The 26,478-nt window shown below is 41.4% G+C and carries 24 protein-coding genes and 1 other RNA gene; 19 read left to right on the forward strand and 6 right to left on the reverse strand.

What is annotated here, in order from left to right; translation table 11 throughout:
- Positions 1 to 129: 129 nt before the first annotated feature.
- The 8 genes from pspA to hppD all read left to right on the forward strand — a co-directional run bounded on the left by pspA (position 130) and on the right by hppD (position 8,140).
- Entirely contained in the window at positions 130 to 813 is a 684-nt protein-coding gene (gene pspA, locus FX988_RS19360; protein WP_160181730.1) for a phage shock protein PspA, read from the forward strand.
- 22 nt (positions 814 to 835) lie between these two features.
- Entirely contained in the window at positions 836 to 1,072 is a 237-nt protein-coding gene (pspB, locus tag FX988_RS19365) for an envelope stress response membrane protein PspB (RefSeq protein ID WP_160181731.1), read from the forward strand.
- On the forward strand, positions 1,069 to 1,551 hold the full coding sequence (gene pspC / locus FX988_RS19370; protein ID WP_160181732.1) for an envelope stress response membrane protein PspC: 483 nt from the start codon (positions 1,069 to 1,071) through the stop codon (positions 1,549 to 1,551). The genes pspB and pspC overlap by 4 nt, the downstream gene beginning before the upstream one ends.
- Before the next feature lie 157 nt (positions 1,552 to 1,708).
- Entirely contained in the window at positions 1,709 to 3,133 is a 1,425-nt protein-coding gene (locus FX988_RS19375) for a YcjX family protein (RefSeq protein ID WP_160181733.1), read from the forward strand.
- On the forward strand, positions 3,130 to 4,197 hold the full coding sequence (locus FX988_RS19380) for a YcjF family protein (protein ID WP_160181734.1): 1,068 nt from the start codon (positions 3,130 to 3,132) through the stop codon (positions 4,195 to 4,197). Before FX988_RS19375 ends, FX988_RS19380 begins: the two co-directional genes overlap by 4 nt.
- 158 nt (positions 4,198 to 4,355) lie before the next feature.
- Positions 4,356 to 5,156: a phenylalanine 4-monooxygenase gene (gene phhA / locus FX988_RS19385; RefSeq protein WP_160181735.1), complete on the forward strand. Its 801-nt coding sequence runs from the start codon at positions 4,356 to 4,358 to the stop codon at positions 5,154 to 5,156.
- A gap of 132 nt (positions 5,157 to 5,288) precedes the next feature.
- Entirely contained in the window at positions 5,289 to 6,845 is a 1,557-nt protein-coding gene (tyrR, locus tag FX988_RS19390; RefSeq protein ID WP_160181736.1) for a transcriptional regulator TyrR, read from the forward strand.
- A 212-nt stretch (positions 6,846 to 7,057) separates the two neighbouring features.
- On the forward strand, positions 7,058 to 8,140 hold the full coding sequence (gene hppD, locus FX988_RS19395; protein WP_160181737.1) for a 4-hydroxyphenylpyruvate dioxygenase: 1,083 nt from the start codon (positions 7,058 to 7,060) through the stop codon (positions 8,138 to 8,140).
- A gap of 51 nt (positions 8,141 to 8,191) precedes the next feature.
- On the opposite strand, the gene FX988_RS19400 is transcribed toward hppD, so the two are convergent.
- Complete coding sequence (locus FX988_RS19400) at positions 8,192 to 8,659, reverse strand: Lrp/AsnC family transcriptional regulator (RefSeq protein ID WP_008304193.1); 468 nt, start codon at positions 8,657 to 8,659, stop codon at positions 8,192 to 8,194.
- A gap of 225 nt (positions 8,660 to 8,884) precedes the next feature.
- Between FX988_RS19400 and FX988_RS19405 the strand changes: the two genes are divergently transcribed.
- Complete coding sequence (locus FX988_RS19405; protein WP_160181738.1) at positions 8,885 to 9,934, forward strand: Glu/Leu/Phe/Val dehydrogenase; 1,050 nt, start codon at positions 8,885 to 8,887, stop codon at positions 9,932 to 9,934.
- 119 nt (positions 9,935 to 10,053) lie between these two features.
- An RNA gene (ffs, locus tag FX988_RS19410) (signal recognition particle sRNA small type) lies at positions 10,054 to 10,150 on the forward strand.
- Between the two features lie 41 nt (positions 10,151 to 10,191).
- On the opposite strand, the gene FX988_RS19415 is transcribed toward ffs, so the two are convergent.
- Complete coding sequence (locus tag FX988_RS19415) at positions 10,192 to 10,458, reverse strand: late competence development ComFB family protein (RefSeq protein WP_160181739.1); 267 nt, start codon at positions 10,456 to 10,458, stop codon at positions 10,192 to 10,194.
- A gap of 461 nt (positions 10,459 to 10,919) precedes the next feature.
- Here FX988_RS19415 and FX988_RS19420 point away from each other — a divergent pair, with 461 nt between their 5' ends.
- Positions 10,920 to 13,892, forward strand: a complete 2,973-nt coding sequence (locus FX988_RS19420) for a TonB-dependent receptor domain-containing protein (protein WP_160181740.1) — start codon at positions 10,920 to 10,922, stop codon at positions 13,890 to 13,892.
- Positions 13,893 to 13,947: 55 nt separating this feature from the next.
- Positions 13,948 to 15,636: a tetratricopeptide repeat-containing sulfotransferase family protein gene (locus FX988_RS19425; RefSeq protein WP_160181741.1), complete on the forward strand. Its 1,689-nt coding sequence runs from the start codon at positions 13,948 to 13,950 to the stop codon at positions 15,634 to 15,636.
- 8 nt (positions 15,637 to 15,644) lie between these two features.
- Here the strand turns inward: FX988_RS19425 and FX988_RS19430 are convergent, their stop codons facing one another.
- Positions 15,645 to 16,643, reverse strand: a complete 999-nt coding sequence (locus FX988_RS19430) for a class I SAM-dependent methyltransferase (RefSeq protein WP_160181742.1) — start codon at positions 16,641 to 16,643, stop codon at positions 15,645 to 15,647.
- Positions 16,643 to 17,035, reverse strand: coding sequence for a hypothetical protein (locus FX988_RS19435; protein WP_254700666.1), 393 nt, complete (start codon positions 17,033 to 17,035; stop codon positions 16,643 to 16,645). The genes FX988_RS19430 and FX988_RS19435 overlap by 1 nt, the downstream gene beginning before the upstream one ends.
- A 513-nt stretch (positions 17,036 to 17,548) precedes the next feature.
- Here FX988_RS19435 and FX988_RS19440 point away from each other — a divergent pair.
- The 7 genes from FX988_RS19440 (at position 17,549) to FX988_RS19470 (ending at position 23,935) form a co-directional block, all read left to right on the forward strand.
- The gene (locus tag FX988_RS19440) at positions 17,549 to 18,313 is read left to right on the forward strand and encodes a DUF3450 domain-containing protein (protein WP_007989867.1); all 765 of its coding nucleotides are present in this window, start codon (positions 17,549 to 17,551) and stop codon (positions 18,311 to 18,313) included.
- Positions 18,314 to 18,318: 5 nt separating this feature from the next.
- Positions 18,319 to 19,671: a MotA/TolQ/ExbB proton channel family protein gene (locus tag FX988_RS19445; RefSeq protein ID WP_007989865.1), complete on the forward strand. Its 1,353-nt coding sequence runs from the start codon at positions 18,319 to 18,321 to the stop codon at positions 19,669 to 19,671.
- A gap of 1 nt (position 19,672) precedes the next feature.
- On the forward strand, positions 19,673 to 20,197 hold the full coding sequence (locus tag FX988_RS19450; protein ID WP_007989863.1) for a MotA/TolQ/ExbB proton channel family protein: 525 nt from the start codon (positions 19,673 to 19,675) through the stop codon (positions 20,195 to 20,197).
- A gap of 12 nt (positions 20,198 to 20,209) precedes the next feature.
- Positions 20,210 to 20,611: an ExbD/TolR family protein gene (locus tag FX988_RS19455; protein WP_007989861.1), complete on the forward strand. Its 402-nt coding sequence runs from the start codon at positions 20,210 to 20,212 to the stop codon at positions 20,609 to 20,611.
- Between the two features lies 1 nt (position 20,612).
- A complete protein-coding gene (locus FX988_RS19460; RefSeq protein WP_160181743.1) occupies positions 20,613 to 21,227 on the forward strand; it encodes an energy transducer TonB in 615 nt (204 codons plus the stop codon).
- Positions 21,227 to 22,486 (forward strand): tetratricopeptide repeat protein, encoded by a 1,260-nt coding sequence (locus FX988_RS19465; RefSeq protein WP_160181744.1) that lies wholly within the window; start codon positions 21,227 to 21,229, stop codon positions 22,484 to 22,486. Before FX988_RS19460 ends, FX988_RS19465 begins: the two co-directional genes overlap by 1 nt.
- Positions 22,487 to 23,152: 666 nt before the next feature.
- Positions 23,153 to 23,935 carry a hypothetical protein gene (locus FX988_RS19470; RefSeq protein ID WP_160181745.1) on the forward strand — a complete coding sequence of 261 codons (783 nt, stop codon included), beginning with the start codon at positions 23,153 to 23,155 and terminating at the stop codon, positions 23,933 to 23,935.
- A 73-nt stretch (positions 23,936 to 24,008) separates the two neighbouring features.
- On the opposite strand, the gene FX988_RS19475 is transcribed toward FX988_RS19470, so the two are convergent.
- Both FX988_RS19475 and FX988_RS19480 read right to left on the reverse strand, forming a co-directional pair.
- A complete protein-coding gene (locus FX988_RS19475; RefSeq protein WP_217621254.1) occupies positions 24,009 to 25,136 on the reverse strand; it encodes a tetratricopeptide repeat protein in 1,128 nt (375 codons plus the stop codon).
- A 119-nt stretch (positions 25,137 to 25,255) separates the two neighbouring features.
- Positions 25,256 to 26,278 carry a PEP-CTERM sorting domain-containing protein gene (locus tag FX988_RS19480; RefSeq protein ID WP_160181747.1) on the reverse strand — a complete coding sequence of 341 codons (1,023 nt, stop codon included), beginning with the start codon at positions 26,276 to 26,278 and terminating at the stop codon, positions 25,256 to 25,258.
- Positions 26,279 to 26,478 lie beyond the last annotated feature (200 nt).

Consider the following 26,478-nt stretch of genomic DNA (forward strand, 5'->3'; position numbering starts at 1 on the left):
ATTTGTTTAAAATCATATGTTTAGTCATTACACTAAGTTGGCCTGTTTATTGAATAATACTAAACAAGACGAGCTTCCAGCACATGCTAGTTGTTCACCATTAGCTGACATTATATAGAGGTAAAGACTATGGGTATATTCTCTCGTTTCACAGACATAGTGAACTCAAATATCAACGCCATTTTAGATAAGGCGGAAGATCCTGAAAAAATGGTGCGTCTAATTATTCAAGAAATGGAAGATACATTGGTTGAAGTACGTTCGGCTTCAGCGAAAACTATTGCAAATAAAAAGGAAATTAGCGCGCAAATTAATAAGATGCAAAACGAAGGGCAAGATTGGCAGAATAAAGCTGAGCTTGCAATTAATAAAGATCGTGAGGATTTAGCCCGGGCGGCACTTCAAGAAAAGAAAAAGTGTGACGAGTATGCGGTAACACTTAACGCTGAACTTGCAGCCGTGGATGAACAAATCAGTAAATTACAAAGCGAAGTCACGCAATTACAAGATAAACTCGCGGATGCAAAGGCGCGTCAGAAAACCATTATTATGCGCCAGAAAACAGTCAGCTCTCGTTTAGACATTAAGCGCACGTTGAATGATGGCAAAGTGGATGCAGCAATGGGACGTTTTGAGCAGTACGAGCGTAAAATTGATGATCTCGAATCTCAAGTTGATGCATATGATCTTGGCAAAAAGACCTTAGCTGATGAGTTTGCCGATTTAGCTGCGGATGACGAAATTGATGATGCACTTGCTGCATTGAAGAAAAAAGTTAAAAAACAAACGAATGAAGCGAAAAGCCAAGACTAATATCGATTAAAGGAGAAAGGCTGTGGAAGATATCATTGGGATAATTATTGCGCCAATTATCATTTTTATGGTGATTGTCGCCCCGATTTGGCTCATTTTGCATTACCGCAGTAAGAAACAGATTAGCCAGGGATTGTCTGATGAAGAATACGCTACCCTTCAAGGGTTAGCTGACCAAGCTGAGAAAATGGCAGATAGGATCCACACATTAGAATCTATCCTTGATGCTGAGGCACCCCAGTGGAGAAACAAGGTATGAATACACGAGGAGAATTAACGCGTGACCCTGACAAAGGTAAAATATCAGGGGTGTGTGCTGGGGTAGCTGAATATTTTGGCATTGAATTATGGTTGGTGCGCATTTTAGTGGTGTCAGCATTCTTTTTAACTGCGGGTACATTTGTCGTAGTGAGCTATGTTGCTGCTTGGTTTATTTTAGAAAAAAAATCAACTCGTCACGGTGGGGGAAACAACAAAAGTAATGGTCGCCAGTCGTTTAGTGCGACTTCAAGTGGCAAGGGCTGGCAAACAAGTGGTAAAGGTTGGCAAAATTCGAATGACGATGAAGAAGAAAAAGTTAAAGTAAAATCTAAAGTATGGCAGTCAGGGGAGCCCCCTAAACAAGCATTCGCTGATATTAAACAACGTTTTGAAAAAAACGAAATACGTTTAAGACAAATTGAAACTTATGTGACGTCTGCTCAATATCAATTAAATCGCGAAATTAACAACCTATAAATTCGTTATCGGCTGAAGCCAGGTTTGCATAGTGCAGCACATGGCTAAGCCGGTACCCTTTCAATTTTATTGCTCGCCACCATATCTGACACTTACCCTGTGCAACTACTCTGCGCTTAACGCTCAAGAACGCTCATTAGCTTAATAGGATGTCGCAATGAAGAAACTGCTAAATACCAGCCACCTGATTGACCAATTAAAGCAAAATGTCAAAGTAACAGGAGCTCGCCTTGCCGACAGACACCTTAATCTTGCCGTTACCGGTTTAAGCGGCAGTGGTAAAACAGCGTTTATTACATCGATTGTAAACCAATTATTAGAGGCCAACGACAGTGCTGAGTTGCCTTTCTTCTCTGTTGTGAGAGAGGAGCGTTTGTTTGGTGTAAAGCGTGAGGCGCAACCTAACCTAAGTTTACGGCGATTTGCTTACGAAAATGCGATGCAGGCACTAAACGGAGCCCCACCTGTTTGGCCAGAATCGACGACAGGGATCAGTCAAGTGAGGTTACATATCCGATATCGCAAAGATAAAGGAATATCGCGTTATATCAGCGAAGATACCAAGCTTACGCTAGATATCACCGATTACCCTGGAGAGTGGCTGCTGGATTTACCTTTGCTTGATATGGATTATTTAGCTTGGTCTGCGCATTGTGAATCCGAGTTACAAGCAGCGGAGCGACAGGCATTATCTGCCGAGTTTTTGCTCGCGAGAGAGGCGCTCGAATTAACAGCGCCAGGGGACGAATTGGCGTTAAAGCATATTGCTAGCCTGTACACCGATTATTTACACAAGTGTCGTGCAGCTGGATTTCAGTTATTGCAACCTGGGCGTTTTATTTTACCAGGGGAGCTAGCGGGAGCTCCAGTATTAGATTTCTTTCCATTGTCAGAAGAGCAAGTTGCTCAAGTAAAACAAAATCGGGGTCCCAAAGGAAGCAATCAGGCTTTGCTGTTCAATCGCTATGAGCATTATCAAGAGCAAGTCGTGAAGCCTTTTTACGTAGACCATTTCAAACGCTTTGATCGCCAAGTAGTTTTGGTGGACTGCTTATCAGCATTGAATAACGGTAGAGCACATTTTGATGATCTGCAGCGCGCATTAAACTGGCTGCTCACCAGCTTTGAATATGGAAAAACGAATCTCTTATCACGCTTGTTTACACCAAAAATAGATAAACTTATCTTCGCTGCAAGTAAAGCGGATCACGTGACACCCGATCAGCAAAGCAACCTAGTTAAGCTGTTGGATTCCATGTTGCATAACGCAAGAAAGCAGATGCAGTTTGATGGTGTATCCACCGAGTCTACCGCGATAGCCGCAATTCGCGCTTCTCAGGCAGGGCGAACAGAACACAAAGGCCAAGATATTCAAGTTTTGCAGGGCACAGGGGCTGATGGAAAAGTCATTCGTTTATTTCCGGGAGATGTACCGGCAAAGTGCCCTGACAGTTCGTTTTGGGATCAGCAGGGCTTTGACTTTCCACACTTTTCGCCGCCAAGTAGAGATGAAAATCAGGCATTACCACATATTCGAATGGACAGAGTTTTAGAGTTTATTCTCGGGGATAAAATACGATGAGTACGCAGAATCAAAATTCGATACATCAAGATGCTACCGACACGACGCAGATAAAAACAAAAGTTGTGCTAAGCACTGAGCATGTAGACAGTTCAGGCGAACCCATTCGACAAGCAACCACTATCGAACAAGACGCTGACTGGCAGGCATTGGCTCAAGACGAGTATGAATTCGAAGAGAACGTCGTGCGTGATGAGGATAAAATCACTCCAAAGCGAAAGCCTTGGTTGGGCAGATTTTTTACAGTATTAAGTGTTGTGGTGCTGGTCGCGAGTTTCATTGAAATAGGCTTATTTATACGTGATATGTACCTCAGTGATGATTGGCTTAGCGGAATATGGTTAGGCGTTGGTTTGTCGGTTTTGGCATTGATTACTGGCGCGATATACAGCGAATGGCGAGGGTTAATACGACTCAAGCGACAAAGTGCGTCGCGCCAAACATCCTTAGAGTTGTATTCGACGCCGGCAATTGGCCTAGCAAAAAAACATTGTTTAGAGATTGCGCAGACTTTACCGAGTGGATACGAAAATGAGATTGCAATATGGCAAAAGAGTATCGACGAGCATCACACTGATTCTGAGGTATTGGGCTTATTTGAGCAACAAGTTATCAGCAAGATAGATCAAGCTGCGCTGGCCAACGTGATGCGCAATGCAGGGGCGTCAAGTGTCATGATTGCAGTGAGTCCCTTTGCACTGGTTGATATGGCGATTGTATTGTGGCGCAATATCCGCATGATGCAGCAGGTCAGTGAGATCTATGGCGTACATTTGGGATATTGGGGGCGGGTGGCGTTAATTCGTCAAGTTTTTAGACATATGCTCTACGCCGGCGCTGCTGAAATTATCTCTGATGCAGGCAATTATGCGCTAGGTGCGAGTTTAACGGGTAAGCTATCAACGCGTGTTGCACAAGGCATGGGAGCTGGCGTGCTAACAGCGCGTATTGGTTTAAACGCCATCCATAGTTGCCGACCTGTTCCTTGGCTATCTGTTCAGCGCCCGGGCTTGAATCAGCTTAGTAAGAAAATTTTAACTGACTTACATAAACAACTGAAATAGTGCCACTTTATTTATTTGAAAGAGGTGCTAATGATCAAACGTTGTATTTTTATGTTTACGATTTGTAATTTTGTTGTTGTTGGTTTGTGTCTTTTGATTTAGCCCACTTTGGGTAGACTTCGCTTCAAGAATGACTCAAATACGGCAGTTTTGTTATTATGGCTAAGCAATCTCAATACACCTCTCATACACCAGACGAAAACGGTATCGTTCATTGGAGTGAGGAAGAAAACAAAATCTGGCAAAGACTCATTTGTCAGCAAAAAAGTTTGTTAAAAGGCCGCGCATGTGATGAATATTTAGAAGGGCTGGCACAACTTGATCTACCAGAAAATCGTATTCCCCAGTTAGCAGAAGTGAACGCAGTTTTAGCCAAAACGACGGGCTGGGAAGTGGTGCAAGTGCCGGCTTTGATAAACTTTGATTCGTTTTTTAAATTGTTGGCCAATAAGCAGTTTCCAGTGGCCACGTTTATCCGTAGCGAAGAAGAGTTTGATTATTTACAAGAGCCAGATGTATTTCATGAAATATTTGGCCATTGCCCCCTATTGACGAATCCTGCATTTGCTCACTTTACTCATACCTATGGCAAACTTGGTTATGCTGCTTCTCCAAAAGAGCGACAGTATTTAGCACGCTTATATTGGTTTACGGTCGAATTCGGACTCGTCAACACACAAGATGGATTACGTATTTATGGTGGGGGGATTTTATCTTCACCTCAAGAGACATGTGACGCTCTAGAAAATACGCAAGCGGTGCGCCTTAACATGGAGCCCCTAGAAGCGATACGTACGCCTTATCGTATCGATATAATTCAACCAGTCTACTACGTGCTTGACTCGCTTTCTTCACTGTTTGATTTAGCGAATTCAGACATCATGGGCCTAGTTGAAAAGGGGAGAACCATGGGGTTACACCCAGCCAAGTTTGAACAAAAATCCAGTTCAGTCAGCTAGTAACACTTACATTTAGTAACAATCTGCACGGAAATTACGCACCAATATACACACCTTAACCCGTTTATTTGGTGTGCTGTTTCCTATCTTTGTGTAATAATATCTTTACATTAATTTAAATTAAGAAATTTTATGCGTCTGGAAATTAGTTGTCAGGACCGCTTAGGGATAACGCAAGATGTCCTTGATATTTTGGTTAGTCATGAAGTGGACTTGCGTGGTATCGAAATCAATGAAATGGGCAAGATTTATCTTAGTTTCCCAAATATGGATTTCGAAGAGTTTCAACATTTAATGCCAAAAATTAGAAAGATAGAAGGCATTGATGATGTAAAAACGATTCCCTTTATGCCCCTAGAGCGTGAGCAAAACCAATTGCGAGCGTTACTACAAACGTTACCTGATCCGGTATTTTCCGTAGACACCAAAGGTCGCATATTGTTGATTAACGATGCGGTTACCGTCAGTTTAGAAACGGCACGAGAATCAATCATTGGGGTGGAAATTGACGAATTGGTAAAAGGCTTTAACGCAACGCGTTGGCTGGAAAGTAAAAAAATAACGAGCCTCACGCAGAAAGTGCGTTTTATCGAGCAAAACTACTTGGCGGATATCTTACCCGTTATGGTACCTGATTCCGGAGGGGAGCCAATTTTGGCTGGTGCGGTTTTCATTCTTAAGTCTGAGCAGCGCTTAGGCCAGCAGTTGACTGTGTTTCACGAAGCATCCTTGGACAGTTTTATGTCTATTCAAGCCTCAAGTAAAATCATGAAAAAGGTGGTCCGCGAAGCTAAGCGTATGGCTGAACTTGATGGGCCAATTATGCTGTATGGTGAAACAGGATCCGGAAAAGAATTGATTGCTCATGCCTGCCATGAAGCGAGTCGTAGAAAAGATGCAAGCTTTTTAGTGCTCAATTGTGCGTCTCTTCCTGATAATGTCGCAGAAACGGAACTTTTCGGTTATGCGGCGGGCGCGTTCGGCCAAAGCTTAGGTAAAGAAGGGCTGCTTGAACTTGCGCAGGGGGGGAGTTTATTTTTGGATGAAGTGGGTGACATGTCGCCACAACTTCAAGCGAAATTACTCAGAGTATTGCAAGATGGCAAGTTTAGGCGGGTGGGAGACACTAAAGAGGTTAAAGTCGACGTTCGTTTTATTTGTACGACACAAAAAGATTTAGCTCAGTTAGTACAAGAAGGACGTTTTCGCGAAGATCTTTATTACCGCTTGAATGTGCTGAGTTTAGGAATTCCTCCTTTGCGAGAGCGCAAAATGGACATCATTCCGTTAGCAGAAACATTCTTAAAGCAGCACAGCTTAACGCTTGGGCGCAAAGTACCTAAGCTGACTAAGTCGTGCGTTGATTATATACAAGCATATCCTTGGTTTGGGAATGTGCGTCAGTTAGAAAATGTACTTTATCGCGCAGTATCTTTATTAGAAGGTAATGATTTAGGTAAGGAACATATTCAAATTCCTTCAAGCGCGAATGCCATGAGTTTTGTCAGTGAAGACTTTGAGGGTAGTCTGGATGAAGAAGTGAAACGCTATGAAAAAAGCATTTTACAACGGCTTTATCCAAGTTATCCGAGCTCTCGCCTGTTAGCCAAAAAGCTCGGGCTTAGTCATACTGCAATTGCGAATAAATTACGTGATTATGGGATCAATAAAAAGTCTGTAAAGATATAAATACGTCTTTGTAGCGTAAAGCTGACAACATACCGACCAATATTGGCGTTTCTCGGCGCATAAAGCGGGCTTCAACGTAATGTAAACTTTATGTTACTTTTAGCTCGTTTCTAAGCTAATTTCTATTCTCTTTCTCCCTCTATTCAGCAACGTTTTTTTACGGTCTATTAGCGCTTTGACGAAACCTTTCACAAGATAAGAATGAGAATATTATGTGTTCAGATATCAGCTACAACCCGCTCAACACCGATGGATTTGAATTTGTTGAATATACCGCTGCAGATGAAAAAGGGATTAATGATTTAGCTAACTTATTTACGTCCCTGGGGTTTGCAGAAGTTGCTAAACATAGATCAAAGCAAGTTTGGTTATACAAACAGGGGGACATCAACTTCATTATTAATGCTGAACCTGCATCACAGGCAGAAGAGTTTGCAAGGCTGCGTGGCCCGAGTGTGTGTGGAATGGCCTTTAGGGTTAAAGATGCCAAAGTGGCTTTTGAGCATGCAGTGAAAAATGGCGCTAAAGCATTCGTAGGAAATTTAGGTGCGATGGAACTGAATATCCCTGCTGTTTATGGGATAGGTGAAAGTACCTTGTACTTTGTTGACAGATACGGCGATGACTCAATTTATGATGTGGACTTCCGTTTTTATCCAGATTGGCGTGAAAAGGTCAAGCAAAGTGATGCTGGTCTTTTGACCTTGGATCACCTCACGCATAACGTTAAACGTGGCAATATGGCGGTATGGGCGAATTTTTATGAGCGCTTAGGGAATTTTAGGGAGATTCGTTACTTTGATATCGAAGGTAAGTTGACGGGGTTAGTCAGCAAAGCAATGACGTCTCCCTGCGGAAAAATTCGCATTCCGATCAATGAATCGTCTGATGACAAATCTCAAATTGAAGAGTTTATTCGTGAATACAATGGCGAAGGCATTCAACATATCGCGTTATCTACTGAGGATATATATCACACTGTCAAAACGTTGCGTAACGTTGGGGTCAAATTTATGGATACTCCTGATACTTATTACGAGGGAGTGGATGCGCGCGTTTCAGGACATGGTGAGAACCTAGCTGATTTAAAAGCGCAACGTATTTTAATCGATGGGGCTCCGATGAAAGACGGTATTTTGCTACAAATATTTACCGATACGGTTATTGGTCCGGTGTTTTTTGAGATTATTCAACGGAAAGGAAATGAAGGCTTTGGAGAAGGCAATTTTAAAGCGCTGTTTGAATCAATTGAAGAAGACCAAATACGCCGGGGGGTGATCAATCAAGATAATTAATTGTGATTCAGTTGAATGAAGCAGAGTAACACTGCTTCATTCGCGTTTGGGCTATTGTTGTTTTATCGGTAGCTCTGTTGTATTTTTGACTTGCTTTAATGCGAACGTGGAACTGAGGTGATCGACTAAAGGCAAGTGAGTTAATTTCGCTTTAAGTAAATGCTCGTATTCTTCAATACTTTCGACAATCACTTTTAGTAAGTAATCTTTGTCGCCACTGGTAGTATGACATTCAACAATTTCATCTATATTTTGCACCGCTTTTTCAAAATCATTCAACGATTCACCATCATGATTTTTTAACGTCACATAGATAAAAACAGAAACCCCAAGGTTAAGCTTTTTACTATTCAGTAGGGTGACCTTTTGAAGAATTATCCCATCGGCTTCCATTCGTTTAACTCTACGCCAGCATGGTGTATGAGATAGTCCTACTTTTTGACTCAACTCAGCCATGGAAACAGTAGCGTCTTTTTGCATCACTCTTAAAATTTCGCGGTCAAACTTGTCCAATTTCATCATTATTTTTCAATTTATAGCGAAGTAAAATTCGCGGCTAGCATGCTGAATATTTTTATCATTTTCAAGCACGAATATTAGGATATGTATCCTATATTAACTATTGGATTATGGCCACTATTGCAACCGAGTAATTCTGTTACATTAACATTGCAAGGCATGTCCTCATTGATCTGAGCTAGTATATCAATAAGTTTCACATACCTTACTTAGAGTAATATTAGAATGTCTGTTTTTGACCATATCGAATTTGACGAACACGAGCATGTTGCTTTTTGCCATGATAAAGAAACGGGGCTTAAAGCGATTATTGCTGTGCACAATAGCCATTTAGGCCCAGCTTTGGGTGGCTGTAGGATGTGGCCATATGCAAATTCAGATGAGGCTCTCAATGATGTGCTCAGGCTATCTAAAGGTATGACATATAAAGCTGCGATGGCCAACTTAAATCAAGGCGGTGGAAAAGCCGTGATTATTGGTGATCCTCGAGCAATTAAAACCCCCGAGATGATGCTTGCCATGGGGCGTTTTGTGGAAAGCTTAAGTGGTAAATACATTAGCGCTGAAGATTCTGGAATGTCGGTCGCTGATTTACGCATTATGGCCGAAGAGACAACGCATATATCTGGTACGAAAGCTAATTACCATTTTGCTGGCGAGGAGGCGGATGGAAATCCTGCACCGTCTACCGCATACGGTGTATTTACCGGTGTAAAAGCATCTGTTGAGTATTATTTTGGTACTGGCTTACAAGGTAAAAAAATCGCTATTCAAGGTTTAGGACATGTTGGCTATAGACTCGCCGAGCATTTACATCGTGAAGGCGCTGAACTGTTCGTCGCTGATATATACCCTGAAGGAATAAATCGGGCGAAAGAAAAACTGAACGCCAAGATCGTATCACCAGATGAAATACTTAAACTAGACGTAGATGTCGTCGCACCATGTGCGATGGGGGCGACAATCAATCGACAATCTATTAGTACTCTTAAGGCTAAGGTTATTGCTGGTGCAGCAAACAATCAATTAGAGACAGAAAGTTTAGGTGAGATTTTAAAAGGCGAGGGCATATTGTATGCCCCTGATTATGTTATTAATGCAGGGGGGATTATCGACATTTATCATCAAAAAATGTTGAGTTCAAACGAAGCGTTAAAGAGTCATCTAGAGAAAATTGGTGCAACCCTGATGGAAGTGTATAAACGCGCTGATGAACAAAACTTAGCCACAAATAGAGTCGCTAATACAATCGCGGAAGAAAAATTCAAAAAATAGTCGCAAATTACTCCTTATATCAAGGATGTGGCTTGCATCTAAATTTAGTTTTGTCATAATGCGCCGCCTAAGTGATTAAGCGCTCGTTTTTATCACTTAGGCAGGTTTCTATGGTGGTTCTTTGGTCCCTCCGCAATGATACTCTGTGAACTCGGTCAGGCCCGGAAGGGAGCAGCCGCAGCAGACGACTCATGTGCCGGAATGTGGCTGGAGAACCGCCACCCAACTACTCATAAACTTCTATTTTATATTTCCACTTATTTACGTGTCTTTTTGTCTAAAAAGCGGATCGCTTTATTGACGGCATTTTGTGTATTCATTTCCATTTGCTGGCGCTCACTTTGCGCTAGGTAAAATGACATATCCACTTCATAGCGAATATATCTAGGTGGAAGTTGATTCAAAGCTAAACAACACAAATCCGCAATGTAATCATCATCGTTTGCCAAGGGCAGTTTTAACTCAGCAATATGTTCAAGCACCAAGTGTTCATAATAGTTGTGTATATCATCATCAAGTTTCATTGCATTTTAACCTTACCTTTAACGCAAATTGAATTTCACCTAAGTGAATGAATTCCTCTACCTTCACCGCTTTCAGCATAAACCAAGACAAAATTTATGAAAGAGTTTGTTTCAAGGTTTGTTATCTAACAATTTAAGCGAAGTGAAAAATACATGTATCGAGTAAGCTTTTACTACATTATTTTTTAGATTACGCAGAGTAAGCAAATACTTTTTGGTGATTTTTGTTTGTTGAAAATGCGAAGAAATACTGCCTTTTTGTAAAATTTGTAAATATTAATTTACTTAATTGCTATTGCGCTGGTATTTCATTCATAACTTTTGAGTATTAGATGTTCTAAAGCATTGACCTAGGCAAGATTGTTTGGATACTATTCAAGTGAGGTTCACTACCTTTATTTAATAAAAAATCGCATTAGCGAATAAACACTAAACACATATAGTGGTCCAGGGAGACATACATGTTTACAAACTCAAAGTTGACGAAGTCCGTTCGTCTAGCTTTTGCTGTAGGTGCTGCTTCAACAGCGCTAACTACATTTACAGTAAATGCTCAAGAAACATCTGCCGATCAACAAAGCGTAGAAAAAATCTCAGTTACCGGCTCTCGTATTCAAAAAGCCAACCTTGTTAGCGCAAGCCCTGTAGTTGAAATCAGTGCTGAAGATATCGCTGTCAGTGGTGTAACGCGAATAGAAGATTTACTTAACGACATGCCGCAAATTTTCGGCGGTCAAACCTCAGGTACGGCTAACGGCGCGACAGGTACTGCTACGGTCGATTTGAGAAACTTAGGTTCAAACCGCACATTAACATTAGTTAACGGGCGCCGTATGCCTTCGGGCTCTCCGCTAGCAGGCGGTACAGGCGGTGACGTAAACCAAATCCCTGCGGGCTTGGTTGAGCGTATTGAAGTGCTTACAGGTGGTGCTTCTGCAACATACGGTTCTGACGCTGTTGCTGGTGTTGTTAACTTCATCCTAAAAGATGATTTCGAAGGCGTGCAATTCGATTATCAGCATAGCTTCTATCAACACGACAATGATAATGCATTTATGCAAGGTTTAGCTGCTGATTCAGGTTTTGACTTTGCAAACGGTAGTGTAAAAGACGGCCACGCTAATGATTTTTCAGTTCTATTAGGTGCTAACACCGCCGATGGCCGTGGTAACGTTACCATGTATGCTAGTTATCGTAATATCCAAGCGGTGAGCCAAAGCAGCCGTGATTACAGTGCCTGTGCCGTGTCTGGTTCTCCTTTAGGTTGTGTGGGCTCTGGTACTATCGCTGAAGGGCGTATTACTGACTTCGGTTTGAATGGTGTTGCAGACCCTGATGTTAATTTGGGAAATACAACGTCATATGATTTTAAAGTACAGGGTGACCAATTTGTTCCTCGTGACGGAACTACCTACAACTATGGCCCACTTAACTACTTCCAACGCCCTGACGTACGTAAAACATTTGGTGCATTAGGTCATTATGATATCAATGACAATCACACTGTTTATGCTGAAGTTAACTTTATGGACAACCGTAGTGTTGCTCAGATTGCTCCATCAGGTGCTTTTTTCGTAACAACTACTTTGGATTGTGCAAACCCATTACTATCACAACAACAATTTGATGTGACTTGTGGTGCAAACGGATTAACCACTGACGACGTTTTGGGTAACGCTTATATTGGCCGCCGAAATGTTGAAGGTAACCCAAGACAAGATGACCTTCGTCATACATCTTTCCGTGGTGTAGTTGGCGCTCGCGGCTTTATCAATGACAATTGGTCATACGATATTTTTGCAAACTACGGCACAACGTCATTCATTCAGACATATCGTAACGAACTTTCAATTACTCGCATCGGGAGAGCGTTTGATGCCGTTTCTGACCCTGATACCGGAGAGGCTGTTTGTCGCTCTGCTATTCCTGACGCAAATGGCGTTGTAGTTGACGCTGCTTGTGTGCCGTGGAATGTATTTTCAAGCGACTCAGTAACACAAGAAGCGTTGGATTACGTAACGTTACCTTTATTTGCTCGTGGTGATGTAGAAACAACTCAAGTAAGTGGTTATGTTGCAGGTGACTTAACTGACCTTGGCGTTATCGTACCTGGTACCTCAACTGGTGTTAATGTAGTCGTTGGTTTCGAGCGAAGAGAAGAAACACTAGATTTTGAACCTGATCAAGGTTTCGAAAGTGGTGACGGTGCGGGCCAAGGCGGACCAACATTAGGTGTTAGTGGTGGTTTCACGGTGGAAGAGCTTTTCACAGAAGCAAACATTCCATTAGTACAAGATGTTGATTTTATGCAAGAGCTTAACTTAGAGCTAGCATACCGTTATTCTGATTACTCAACTGACAAATCAACAAATACATATAAGTATGCGGCTGACTGGAAAGTGAACGACGATGTGCGAGTGCGTGCAAGTTTCCAACGTGCAGTAAGAGCGGGTAACGTACGTGAATTGTTTAGAGCGCAAAGCTTAGGCTTGTTCAACATGAACAATGACCCATGTGCTGCTGACGCAGATGGAAACATCGAGTTTACTCGTGAACAGTGTATTAATACTGGTTTAAGTGGTGCAGCTTATGATGCTGGTGGCGCACCAAGTAACCCTGCAGGTCAATACAATCAAATCACGGGTGGTAACCCTGACCTAGATCCTGAAGAGTCAGATACAGTTTCCTACGGTATTGTATTTTCACCTAGTGATATGCCTGGCTTTAGCTTAGCGCTAGACTATTTCGATATTGACGTAACAGGCGCAATTGGTGGTGTTTCATCTGAATTTATCATTCGCGAATGTGGTACGACTGGTAACGAAGAGTTCTGTAGTCTTATTAATCGTGGTGGGTCAGGTAGTTTATGGCTAGGTCAGGATAGTGTTACTTCTACAGATATCAACCTTGGTTTCTTCGCTACAGCAGGTGTTGATTTCGACGCTGCATATGAGTTTGGTATCGGCGATATGGGTGACATCAAACTGAACCTAGTAGGTACTTTCCTTACTAAATGGGATCAAAAGAATACGCCTAGTTCAGACGTAGTTGATTGTTTAGGTAAGTGGGACCGTTCAATCTGTGGTGTTGACACTGCTGGCCCTACACCTGAGCTTCGTTACAACTTGCGTACTACTTGGATTTCACCTTGGGACGTTACTGTGACTGGTACTATGCGCTATGTTGACGGTACTGATGAGTTAAATGGTGGCGATAATGCCGTTTCACTGAAGTCTAAGACTTACTTCGATTTGACAGGTAACTGGAATGCATTTGAAAATGCATCATTCCGTTTAGGTGTAAACAATTTATTTGATGTTGAACCTCAAGTAATTGGCAATGCTCCTGCAGGCTCTGCAAATGGTAACGTCTTCCCTGGGCCATACGACGTTTTAGGACGTTACGTGTTCATGGGTGTTTCAGTTAGCTACTAATGCTATAGAGACTAAATAGATGTAATATAAAAAAGGCACTTAGGTGCCTTTTTTTATGAGTAAATTCAGTCACAACTCGGAAGTTATAGCTGATATGACGAATATTCCAGATTTTATACTCGACAAAATTAATCAAGCGTATCAGTTACATACGCTCGGACAGCATACTGATGCTATTGAATTATTAAATATCACTTTAACGACAACAACATTTAAGGAGCCCGTGCTTAGAGCGCTCGTCCAACTATATATAGAAGCCAATGATATTGAGTCAGCCATTGCCGATTTAGAGCAATTAGTATCAATTGCTTCATCTCCGGCTGTGTATGTTAGAAACCTATATGCCCTTTGTTACTCAGGTGGTGAAAAAGCCCGAGCGCTGAATTATTTGCGCAGCTATGTATCCGATGCACCAACTGATCCTGAAGGGTTATATAATTTGGCCGACGGTTGCAAACGCGAGCGGCTTTTCGATGACGCGCTTCACCACTATGGTGCGGCAATTGACTGTGGTTTTTCTGATAAATCCCTCGCTAAGCTCAATATAGCGGATATACACCAACAAGTTAGCAAAGAAGAGCAAGCGATTACTGTATTAAACGAAATAGTGAAAGACGAGCCAACGTATTTGCCTGCTTTATTCAACTTAGCGAGTCTATGTGATGAGCTAGCTGACAAAGATCGTGCGTTTGAGTTGTACCAAAAGATTCTAACAATTCAACCTGATCACGCTTTGGCTATGTCGCGACTGGCAAGTATGAAAATGAGTACTAATGAATGTGAGAGATTAATTTTGACAATTAACTCTGCCCTATCTGCAAGCGAATACACCCCTGATGAACAAGAATCTTTGTATTTTGCTTTGGGGAAACTATACGATGATTGCCAGAAATATAAGCAAGCCGCACACTTTTACACCTTAGGTAATCAACTACAGGCTAAAAATTCATTACCTTATAATCACTTAACGCAAGAGCAACTGACCCAAGACGTTTGTCGCAATTTCAATTCGCAATGGGTTTACGCTGAAAATTTGGCCTTTGAAGACCCACTTACTCCCATTTTTATTTGTGGCATGTTTCGATCTGGTTCGACACTTGTTGAGCAAATCTTATCTGCGCATCCGGACGTTGAATCAGCAGGTGAAATAGACTTTTTTAAAAAGGCAGTTGAAAAGATTGATCCCAATTTTCATAATACTAAAAACCTTAGTGAAGAAGCCCTCCTTAGTATCTCCCAAGAATACAAAAATAACGTAAACCGCCACTTATCTAGCCCTCGTTTTTTCACAGATAAAAACCCAGTGAACTTTGCTTTAGTCGGTATAATCAAACGTGTATTTCCGCATGCTAAATTTATATTTACACAACGCAATCGTCTAGATAATTGTTTGTCTGTTTACTTTCAGCAATTAGATCGCTCTTTTAACTATGCCACAAGCTTAACCGACATTAAGCATTGTTATGATGAGCAAATAAAGGTGCTAAATCACTGGCAAGACATTTTATCCGATGATGATTATTTAGTTCTCAATTATGAATCATTAGTCTCTAACTTTGATACTGAGCTGGCGAGTTTGTTAGATTTTTTGAAGCTGCAATGGAGCGATACGTGTTTAGCGTTTTATAAGCAGAAAAAACGAGTGAAAACCGCGAGTATTTGGCAAGTCAGACAACCAATAAATACAAACTCTCTATCGCGTTGGCAGAATTACACGCCCTACCTAAAATACTTAAATGATTAATACGCGTACTAAGCGTTGATGTTCGATATTTGAACAAACCAGGCAAAAGGCGGCTCATTATCCAATGAAAGCCGCTCGCATATAACGTGTGAGAAGCCTTTCTCTAGAAATGGAGGCAATAATTGACAAACCTGCTCTTCATCCATCGCAGCACTTACCATAGAAGACATTCTATCTTTAAAGTTAATAAACTCGAGTTTGGTAGACGCAAGCCAAGCACTAACATCATGTTCACTATGAGATTCAATATTTTCATACATGAAGCCGATGTCTTTTAATACTTGGATGAGTATACTTTTTGCTTCACTCTTAGTAGAGAGGATGAGTTGTTTATATTGTTCAATGACAGGTGCAAAGTCAGCATCGGCCCTTTGAAAAGCATCAAGAGGAAGCTTACCGGCGACGACCGCATAACCTGCTGTAAATGCATCTTGCGCGTATTCAAAAAGGTTAAGAGATAAAACTGTTTCAAACAGTTTTCGCTTTTCATAACAATCATTATAAATAGCACCATTTTTACAATGGATAACAGCAGCAAATGTCCCTGAAGACTTTAAAATTCTAGCAAACTCACTACTGGAATGTATGGGCGCGTATTCAATGCCGAATTGGCTTACAACTAAATCGAAGCTATTGTTCTGATAGGGTAAGCTAGCACAATCTGCTTGACACGCAGCTGTAATACCCAGACGTTTGGCAATATTCTGAACGGCACTAAATGAAGCATCAACACAATGGATTTCAAGACTGCTAGTGCTTGCCGCTTTACCTTGTGATACGGCAAGCTCGCTGACAGTCCCCTTTCCACACGCAAGATCGACTAATTTAGTGTCGTTATGTGGGGAAATGGTTTGTTTTAAAAAAAAAGACCAATGTTTTTGTAAGTAATTATGAAGAGGAGTGCTTTCTTCGAATGCGGCGGTATCATTTGTTTTCTGCCAATGACTTTCCCACGCAGTTAAACTGGCATCGACACTATCATTCAAATTAGAGTGCACTTCATTCATTACTGCTGGCTAGTCGCCTGTCCTCTTCGCTGCATTCCTTCAACCATCATTTTGGAATCCCGTGATTGTTGTTCTCTTTGTGCCTTAGTTGTGCAAACTCTTTCAGGAAGTCTCGACCCGGTTACGGTGACGTTTTTACAGATTAGTCCTGTACGATCAACGGACTCTTTAGAAGCACATAACTCCTCGTCACCTTTATTCTCTTTTACACATTGGCTGAAGGCAGATTTTTTTTGTGCGACTTCGTTGCTAGAGCATGCTGTTAAAGCTAAAGAACTGATAACAAGACCAGCTAAAATAAGTGTGTTGTTCATTTTATAATTCCCTTGTTTAGATACACTTTTATTTTTTGTGCTAACAATATCGAAGTTTGTTTGAGATAACAAACGCAAACTTAGTGCTCCGCTTGGTGTTTAGCGCTATGAAATGTAACGATAAACTGACATTACTTTTTTATAAAAAGAGACGGGCTTTCACCAATTCGGCAGAAATTGTCCGTCAGACATTAAAATTGTGATCCAATTTAACAATGTTAATTTTTAAAGAGCTTTACTTTGGCTATAAATTAATATGAATTTATTTCGCATTTCTATAACTATTAGTGCTGTATTTGTATGAAAAATAGCCACGTTTGCTCATGCAAGCTCCATTTTGTTTAAAAAATGGTTCGAACACTCAAATAGCTAGTTTTTTACTTATCTTTTTTTCACTCAACTTTGTTGAGCTTAATACATGTGCCACCTTGACAATTCGCAGGGTTCCATGTGAATATCTTGAAGTCTTAGTGTTAAATTCCATTAATGCTAAGCCCCTATAACTTATAAAGCTTAGAAGCCCCTTGCGACGTTTTTTTACCCGTCGGCGAGGATCCAAAACAAGAAAATTGGTTGGGAATTATGTCCAAAATGAGCAAGAGAAACCTTATTGCTTCTACCGTTATCGGTGCACTAGCACTCGGTAGTAGTGCTGTTGTCTCTGCAGACCCGTTGAATGACCTTCATAAAGAAGAGTCGAAGATTCACGTGGATGCAGCGAAGTCTCAAGAAAAAATTAACAAACTATACGAGCAATCGTTAGACATCTTTTCTGAATATCGCCAAGTTGTTGATGAAACAGAAAACTTAAAAGTTTATAACGACTATCTAGCAACATTGGTTGCGGACCAGCAGCGCGGTATCGATTCTCTTCAACGTCAAATAGACGGTATTGAAGGTGTTAAACGTGGTGTTGTTCCATTGATGTTTCGTATGATCGACAGTCTAGAGCAATTTATCGAACTTGATATTCCTATTAACCTTGAAGAGCGTCGCGCACGTGTTGAGCGTCTTCGCGACATCATGGCTAACTCAAACGTAACGACTTCAGAGCAGTTCCGTCAGGTAATCGAAGCATATCAAATTGAAAATCAGTATGGTCAGAACATTCGTGCTTACCAAGGCAAGCTTGATTTTGAAGGAACTGAAATCACTGTTGATTTCTTTAACCTAGGTCGTACTGTTTTAGCAGCGCTTTCTTTAGATCAGAAAAACGCTTGGGTTTGGGATAACGACGCAAGAGCTTGGCAGAAGTTGGGTGATGAATACCTAAGCTCTGTAGTAACGGCTGTTCGTATGGCCAACAAACTCGTGCCAGCTGACCTAATCAAACTACCCATTAAAGCTGCGGAGTAATATCGATGAAAACAATCTATAAATCAGTATTAGCTGCGGCATCGGTAGCTTTATTCGCATCTTCAGTTCATGCGGCTACGTCTCTTGAAGACTTACTGCAAGAAGTTAAGAAGAATCGAGTTTCTGAAGCTCGCATAAACAAAGAGCGTGAAGCTGAGTTCCAATCAGCACGTGCTGACAAACAAGCTCTTCTTAGAAAAGCGCAAGCTGATCTTAAAGCTGAACAAACTCGTGGTGATAACCTTGCCAAGAAATATTCAGACAACGAAGTAGCGCTAGCAGAAAAAGAGCAGGAGCTTAATCAAGCAACTGGTACCCTTGGTGAAATGTTTGGTGTTGTGCGTCAAGCATCTTCTGAAGCATTTGGTCAAATCTCTACTTCTATTGTAAGTGCTGAATTCCCAGGCCGTGGCGAGTTCTTAAAGAGCATGTCAGAAGAGTCTAAAGGTCTTCCTAACATTCAAGAGTTAGAAGATTTGTGGTTCGCTCTTCAAACTGAGATGACCGAGTCAGGTCAAGTTTCTCGTTTCCAAACTGAAGTAATCAGCTTGGATGGGGGTTCTACTACTCAAGAAGTTGTACGTGTAGGTACATTTAACTTGATTGGTGAGCAAGGTTACTTGGTTTACGATGATCAAAATGAGATCGTTCAGCCTCTTGGTCGTCAACCTGATGGTTATCTAGTAAGTTCAGCTCAAGAGTTGTTATCTGCTACATCTGGCCTAGTACCTTTCTATGCTGACCCTTCACGTGGCGGTATCTTAGGTTTGCTTAAAGAAAAAGCAACTATGTCTGAGCGTTATCATGCAGGTGGTGTAGTAGGTTACGTCATTACTGCTATGTTGATTCTTGGTCTTCTTATCGGTCTTTATAAAATTGTTACCTTGACGATTATCAGTGGAAAAATGCGTTCTCAGTTGAACAACACAGGCAATCCTTCAAGCGGCAACCCACTTGGACGTATTCTTCAAGTATATAAAGATAATAAAGCATCTGATGCTGAAAACCTTGAGCTTAAGCTTGACGAAGCGATTCTTAAAGAGCTTCCGAAAATTGAAAGTGGTATTAATATCATCAAGATTTTCGCAGCAATCGCTCCACTACTTGGTTTGTTAGGTACGGTACTTGGTATGATTGCAACCTTCCAACAAATTACATTGTTCGGTACAGGTGACCCAAGACTAATGGCTGGTAGTATCTCTATGGCGTTGGTAACAACAGCTCAAGGTATTATCGCAGCACTACCTTTGATTCTTATGCACAGCATCGTTGCTGGTCGTAGCAAATCAATCGTTCATATTCTTGATGAGCAAACTGCAGGTATTATTGCTGCACACGTAGAGTCGGAGAAAGCCTAAGATGTTATACCTGATAGAACTATGGGAGTCTGTCAGGGACTTTATCGCTGCCGGCGGTGACGTTCTATACGTTGTCGCCTTAGCGCTCTTCTTAATGTGGGTTTTGATGATAGAGCGTTATTGGTACTTAACTTCCGTGTTTCCTAAAATGAGAAAAGACATTGTCTCAAAATGGGATGCCCGAGAAGATACTACCTCTTGGTATGCGCATAGAATCCGTGACGCATGGATTTCGCAAGCATCCGATGGACTTAGCGCAAGAATGTTGTTGATAAAAACACTTGTTGCTATGTGCCCATTGATCGGCCTTTTAGGTACGGTTACCGGTATGATCGGCGTTTTCGAAACGATGGCAACACAGGGCACAAGTAACCCGCGCCTTATGGCTGCTGGTATTTCAATGGCTACGATTCCAACAATGGCTGGGATGGTCGCTGCTTTATCTGGCGTATTTTTTAGTTCTCGTCTTGAGGCGAGAGTAAAAATGGCAAAAGAAAAGCTAGTTGACAGTTTGCCCCATCATTAGAGAGAGGAATTTATGGCTCGCAAAGTACGTGTTGAAGAAGAAGATGCTGCGATTGACATGACGCCGATGTTGGACATCGTGTTTATCATGCTGATCTTCTTTATTGTAACGACTGTTTTCGTCAAAGAAGCGGGCATCGAGGTGAATAAGCCTGGTGCATCGCAAGCTATTATGCCGAAGAATGCCAATATCTTTATCGCTATTACTGAAGACGGTGACGTCTGGATGGATAAACGCGAAATCGATGTTGATAGTGTTCGCGCTAACTTAGAACGTTTGATGGCTGAACAGCCTTCTGACGTAGTCATAGTTCAGGCTGACGAAAATGCAGAACATGGTGTGGTGATCGACGTAATGGATCAAATCAAAGCTGCAGGTATAGATCGCATTTCTATCGCTGCTAAGGGGAGCTAATATGGGACGTTTAATTGTTTCTGTACTCCTTGGTGGGGTAGTTGCATTTGTATTGTTTGTTGTCATGGCTAAGTTAATTGCTAACTCGTCACGCCCAGCAGACAAAGTACCACCTGCACCGGTTATTGATATTGTTATGTCAACGCCAGATGATACTACTCAAACTAGAACTCGAGTACCGCCTCCGCCTCCGCCGCCACCTCAGCAGCCTCCTAAACTGGAGCCAGTTGAGCCTGACACTGCGGACGCAAATACTGATGGCTTAAGTTTCAATATGCCAGCAGTAGATATAGGTGGCGCTTCAGTTGATATCGGTGGTGTGGGTGCAATGCAACGTGATGGTGATGCTACACCAATCGTTCGAATTGAACCTAAATACCCAGCGCAAGCTGCTCGTGATGGTAAAGAAGGTTGGGTAAAACTTTCATTTACGATCAATGAAGTAGGTGGTGTTGAAGATGTTGACGTCATTGAAGCTGATCCTAAGCGAGTTTTTGACCGTGAAGCTAAACGTGCACTTAGAAAGTGGAAGTATAAGCCGAAGGTTGAAGATGGTAAGCCTATGAAGCAGTTCGGTATGAAAGTTCAATTAGACTTTAAGTTGGATCAATCATAATGAATAAATATTTTAAAACATTGTTGGTTGGCGCAACGTTCGCTGCTTCTACGTTAAGTTCCAGTTTCGTTAGCGCTCAGTCTGCGGCTATCGTTTGTCCAGGTTATAAACGTGGTCCGACTAATATTCCAAGTGAGCGCACCGGTAAAAAAGTACAAAAGGCATTTGAGGCCTATAATGAAGATTTGGTGGATGAAGCCCTATCTATTTTATATGAAATCGATACCTCGCAAACTTTTGACCGAGCGTTTACAGACCGTTTTATTGGTAACTTACTTGCCACTAAATCGGAAAGCGGCCCTAAGGCGCTGGAATATTTAGAAAAGTCAGTTAATGCCAAAGCACTTAATGACACTGAGCAAGCTGGTACGTTGCGTTTGATTGCAGATTTAAATATGCAAGAAAAGCGTTACGAACAAGCAGTCAAGCGTTATCAGGAATGGATGGACTTCACCTGTAAGGAAGATGCTGATGTGTATCTTCGTATGGGACAAGCTTTGTATGAGACGAAACAATATGCAGATATGATTTCGCCTCTTAACAAATCCATTGCTTTGGACGATAAGCCAAACAAAAACGCTTATGCGTTGAAGTTGACGTCTTATTACAGCCGTAAAATGTATAAAGAAACTGTCGAAGTAGCTGAAGAGATGGTGAAAATCTTCCCTGACAACAAGGCTAACTGGACACAACTTGGTTTCTTCTACATGTTGGTTGAAGACTATAAGAAAGGCTTGTCTACGTTTGAAATGGCTTACAATCAAGGTTACTTGACAAAAGCTGCAGAAGTTAAGGCGTTGACTCAGTTGTACGCAACTAATGAAATCCCTTATAAAGCTGCTGTTGTGTTTGAAAAGAACGTTGAAAATGGACTTATTAAGCGCGACGATAAAGCACTGACTAATCTAGCTAACTCTTGGCATCAGGCTAAGAATCACCTTAAGGCTGCGAAGTATTACGGTGAAGCGGCTAAGATGAACTCAGATCCTGATCTTTATCGCAAGCAAGGTACGCTTTTACTCACTGCTGAAAAGTATAGTGACGCACTAGCGGCACTGCAGAAGGCGTTAGATGAGGGAGCTGATGATCGTGGTCGTATTCATATGGCGATGATGGAAGCTAACTTTTATACAGGTAAATACAGAAGTGCTTACAAGCACGTATTGGAAGCCAAAAAGGATAAATCAACCTCACGCAGTGCGAGAAGTTGGGAACCTTACATAAAAGAAAAAGCGAAAAATCGTGGAATTACACTATAGCGTTATCTGCTAATAAAAGTGTATCTCTGCTAAAAGGCTCCCTCGTGGAGCCTTTTTCATTTGATGTCGGCTGTAAATTCTACTTTTTATACCAATTCCATTAAATACTCTTTCGCTATATAAATCCGCATTAATAAGTCCCCCTGTGAACGTTGGAGTATTCCTTTTAGGCAAGGTTTAAACAGGCTTACACAGCTTTGCATGACTTCAAAAAAATAACTATTCATTCAATCATGCGCCTTGTTTAAGCTCATTTAGACTCTCGAGCAGTGTGCATGTATTAATACCAATTCCATTAAATAATTAACCACTCAGCGAAAATTTAAAAGGACTTAATCAAGGCGCTTAAATGATAGCCCTTTATTAAAAACTAACCTGTGCTCTTTCAAGTTCGAGCAACACAGAGTAAGCCCTTTTAAAATTCGCCCGTAGGGAATTCCCCAGCGGTTTTTGCACTGCGTTCTCGGTATTTGAAAGGGAGCAACCATTACTACACACCGACGCCTTGTTCAAAACCCGCTGGATGAATTCTGAGAGGCCAATTATTTAATGGAATTGGTATAACGCGTAATGCTATTAAACATTTGCCGAATATTTGATAGTTTAGATCTTCTGATACACTGAATGTGGTTACTCAATAAACAATTGAACACAAAAGAGGATGTTATGAAAAAAGGGTTAGGGATTTTACTTATTTTACTCGTCATTATTGCAGCTGGAACTTGGTATTTGTTAAGTGGGGCAGGGGACTTTATCCGCGCTCAAATAGAACAGCAAGGAAGCGATTATCTAGACACAAAGGTGTCTGTGGCTCAAGTTGAATTGGCCTTATCAGATGGCCGTATGAGCATCAATGGACTTACAGTACAAAATCCCATGGGGTTTAGTTCTGAGAATGCCGTTAGTGTAAGCGATATCACGCTCGATTTAGGTGAGGTGCTGAGCGAACCCTATATAATACAAAATGTCAGCGTAAATGCCCCTGAAATTTTATATGAAGTAGATGCTAGTGGAAGTGGTAACTTATTGGCTTTGAAAAATAACTTAGCAGCTAATTTACCCAAGTCCGATGACAAACCAACACCTGAATCAACGGATGGTGCTAACCCCTTGGTCATTGTGGAGAATGTTACGGTAAGTAATGTACGTCTTAAGCTCAATTTTGAACAGCTATCAACGGGCGATTTAAATATAGAGCAGAAAGCATATGAAGTTACTCTACCTACTTTTAATGCCGGTTCAATCGGTAAACCTAACGGTTTGCCAGCGAACCAAGTAGGTGCTGCAATAGTCAATAACATGCTTGATAATATTATGGCTGCGGCTAAGGAAGAAGCTAAAAAACGTTTGACTGAAGAAGCTAAGAAAAAGGTCAATGAAGAAATTGAAAAACAAAAAGATAAACTGCTTGATAAAGCAGGTGATAAGTTAAAAGGTCTGTTTAATTAGACCGTTTTACATATTGAGTCCTATCTTTTGTGGAAGATAGGACTCAACGTAAAAATTAATTAAATCTAGGAATTTAATAAGCTTGATTTGCTCGCATCAGGTTCTCTTGGAATTCACTGTTATTAGGAGCCATGTTAACGGCTAATTGGAACGCGTTTCGCGCTTTGTGAAACTCTGTAAGATTCATGTATACAATACCGAGAGTATCTAAATAATTTGGGTTATCTGAAGAGTAGTTTACAGCTTTTTTCGCTAGTTTAAGTGCCTTGTGTGGATCGTCATTGTCTAGCGCTAGGTACGCTAAGTTATTGTACGGTTCAGCGTAAGTATTGTTGAGTGTTATAGCTTTGAGATAGTTTTTTTCTGCGCTTTTATAATCTCCAAGCGTATGATAAACATAAGCAAGTTTTGTTAACGTTATTTCATGCTCGCCGTATGTCTTGATGATATGCTGGTATGTGCTTATTGCTTGTTCAATATGGCCGGATTCAGTTAGCACGTCTGCCAATGAAAGGTGATCTTGTACTGTTGGTTTTTTAGCCTTTTCTAGAGCTGATTTGAAACTAGTGATGGAAAGCGGATAATTTTTTATTATTTGTGCGTAATTTCCTTTGAGCTTGTACGCTAAGGCTAAAGAGGGGTTTAATTCCGTTATTATATTTAACGTTTCTATCGCCGCTGTTAAATCTCCTGAGCGCTCATACGCTAGGCTCAAACCATATAAATAAGAAATATCTGAAGGGGCTTCTTCTAGCGCCTTTCTGTAAAGTTGCACCGCTGCCTGGGCATCTCCAAATCGTGAAAGCTTAATTACCGCGAGTTCAACGTTCGCTTCTGGTAAACGAGGATTAATAGCTAAAGCGCTTTCAAGTGCTTCTATTGCTTGCTCTATATGGTTCTGTTTGAGTAAAAAGCGCCCATAAGCTGTATATAAGTCTGGGCTTTTTGGTGATAGACCAAGTGCAGTTATAAAATGTGCTTTTGCTATCTTTGTATTCCCTAATGCTTCTTCTACTTGGGCCAGCCCGATTAGTGCTTTGACGTTATTTGGAGCGCGGGCAAGCAATGTCTGAAAATGCTTTTTCGCTAAGGGAATATCACCGTTATTCCAAGCTTCTTGAGCCAGTGTGAGAGAGTGCTCTTTTTTTTCAGCTTGTAGCGATGTGATAGGCGCGGCATGAAGTGTTTGTGCAAACAACATTGTGCTTACCACTACTATTAGTAGGAACATGACGCAGTAAATTTTCATTATTTCTGTCCTTTAATAAAAAGCCTATATAGGTCTATAGGCTTTTAGCTGCATTTCTTTCCAAACTTAATCTACTTGTTAGTGAAAAAGCTTTTTGCTCGGCGTGACGTTGCAAACAGCGCAACACCGAATAATGCAAGAGTGCCAGGTTCGGGTACGGGATTTGGATCCACAGGCTTGTTATCAATCACTGCCTCGGCTGTGATAGATAATCCAGCGAAGAATATGTTGTCATCTGACGAGGGGTTACTAGTGTCAATTGTTATCAATGAATCACCGACATTCAAAAATGGCTCTAACGAATACAGTTCATCATCACCATTAGCTAACGAGCAATCATGGTTGTTCGCCCTATCATCACCAATACCGCCGATAGTAATAAGTCCGCCATTAATTGCCTCTCCATCGTCTTCTCCGCCCGCACAGGTCGTTAGCGAGTTTCCATTCACATTAACAATGGAGCTTTGGGTGTTGTTATTCGCTTGAAAACCAAAGCCAATTCCAAGTGACAGAGTGGCCTCGAAACTAGGATCTGCCAAATCTGCTGCCGTCAATGGGTCTGCAAGAGAAATAAATGCGCTATCTCCTGTTGTTTGGCTAAACCCATCCAAAAACGATATTGTACGTAACGTTTCCGCAGGGTTGCTGTAAACAATAGCAAGTGCTTCTCCATCAATAGATGCGCTTGGGGATTCGTTTAATATATCGAAACTAAATGGGGTTGGGCCTCCACTGCCTATCGCGGCAGAAACAATGCTAGTTACGTCTACCCTGAATGCTTCCAGAGATGCATCGTTGCTTCCTAAAGAGGTCCAATCAGCCCCGCTAAATACGGTTCCATCAAAATCGACAGTAGGGATGGACGTAGAGGGAGTGGTTGTCGAGTAAAGAAAAGCAGCTTCGATTGTAGAGCCCGACGGTACAACTGCGTCAATTGAACATGTTGGAGTTGAGTTACCACCACATCCATCTAGTGACCAATTACCATTACCGTTAAATGAGTAAGATGGCGATAGTGCTGCATGACTAGACAATGATATGGCACTTAGTGTGGCTATTGCACACAGGGTTAATTTGGGGGTGAGTGTTTTCAAGTAAATCTCCTTATTACCTATTTATACTTACCGTGCCTGCGATACTACTCGGCACTTTTGATGTAACTTTCGTTACTCATAGCGACTCAGCATAATAGATGCCAGTTTTATTTTGTATGAATTTCATACAATTAAAATTTTTACCGGTCCTTTTCGTATAAAAAGCTGACAGTCTAAGATGGGAAAACGTATCCAGAATA

The organism is Paraglaciecola mesophila, assembly GCF_009906955.1.
Lineage (GTDB): Bacteria > Pseudomonadota > Gammaproteobacteria > Enterobacterales > Alteromonadaceae > Paraglaciecola > Paraglaciecola mesophila_A.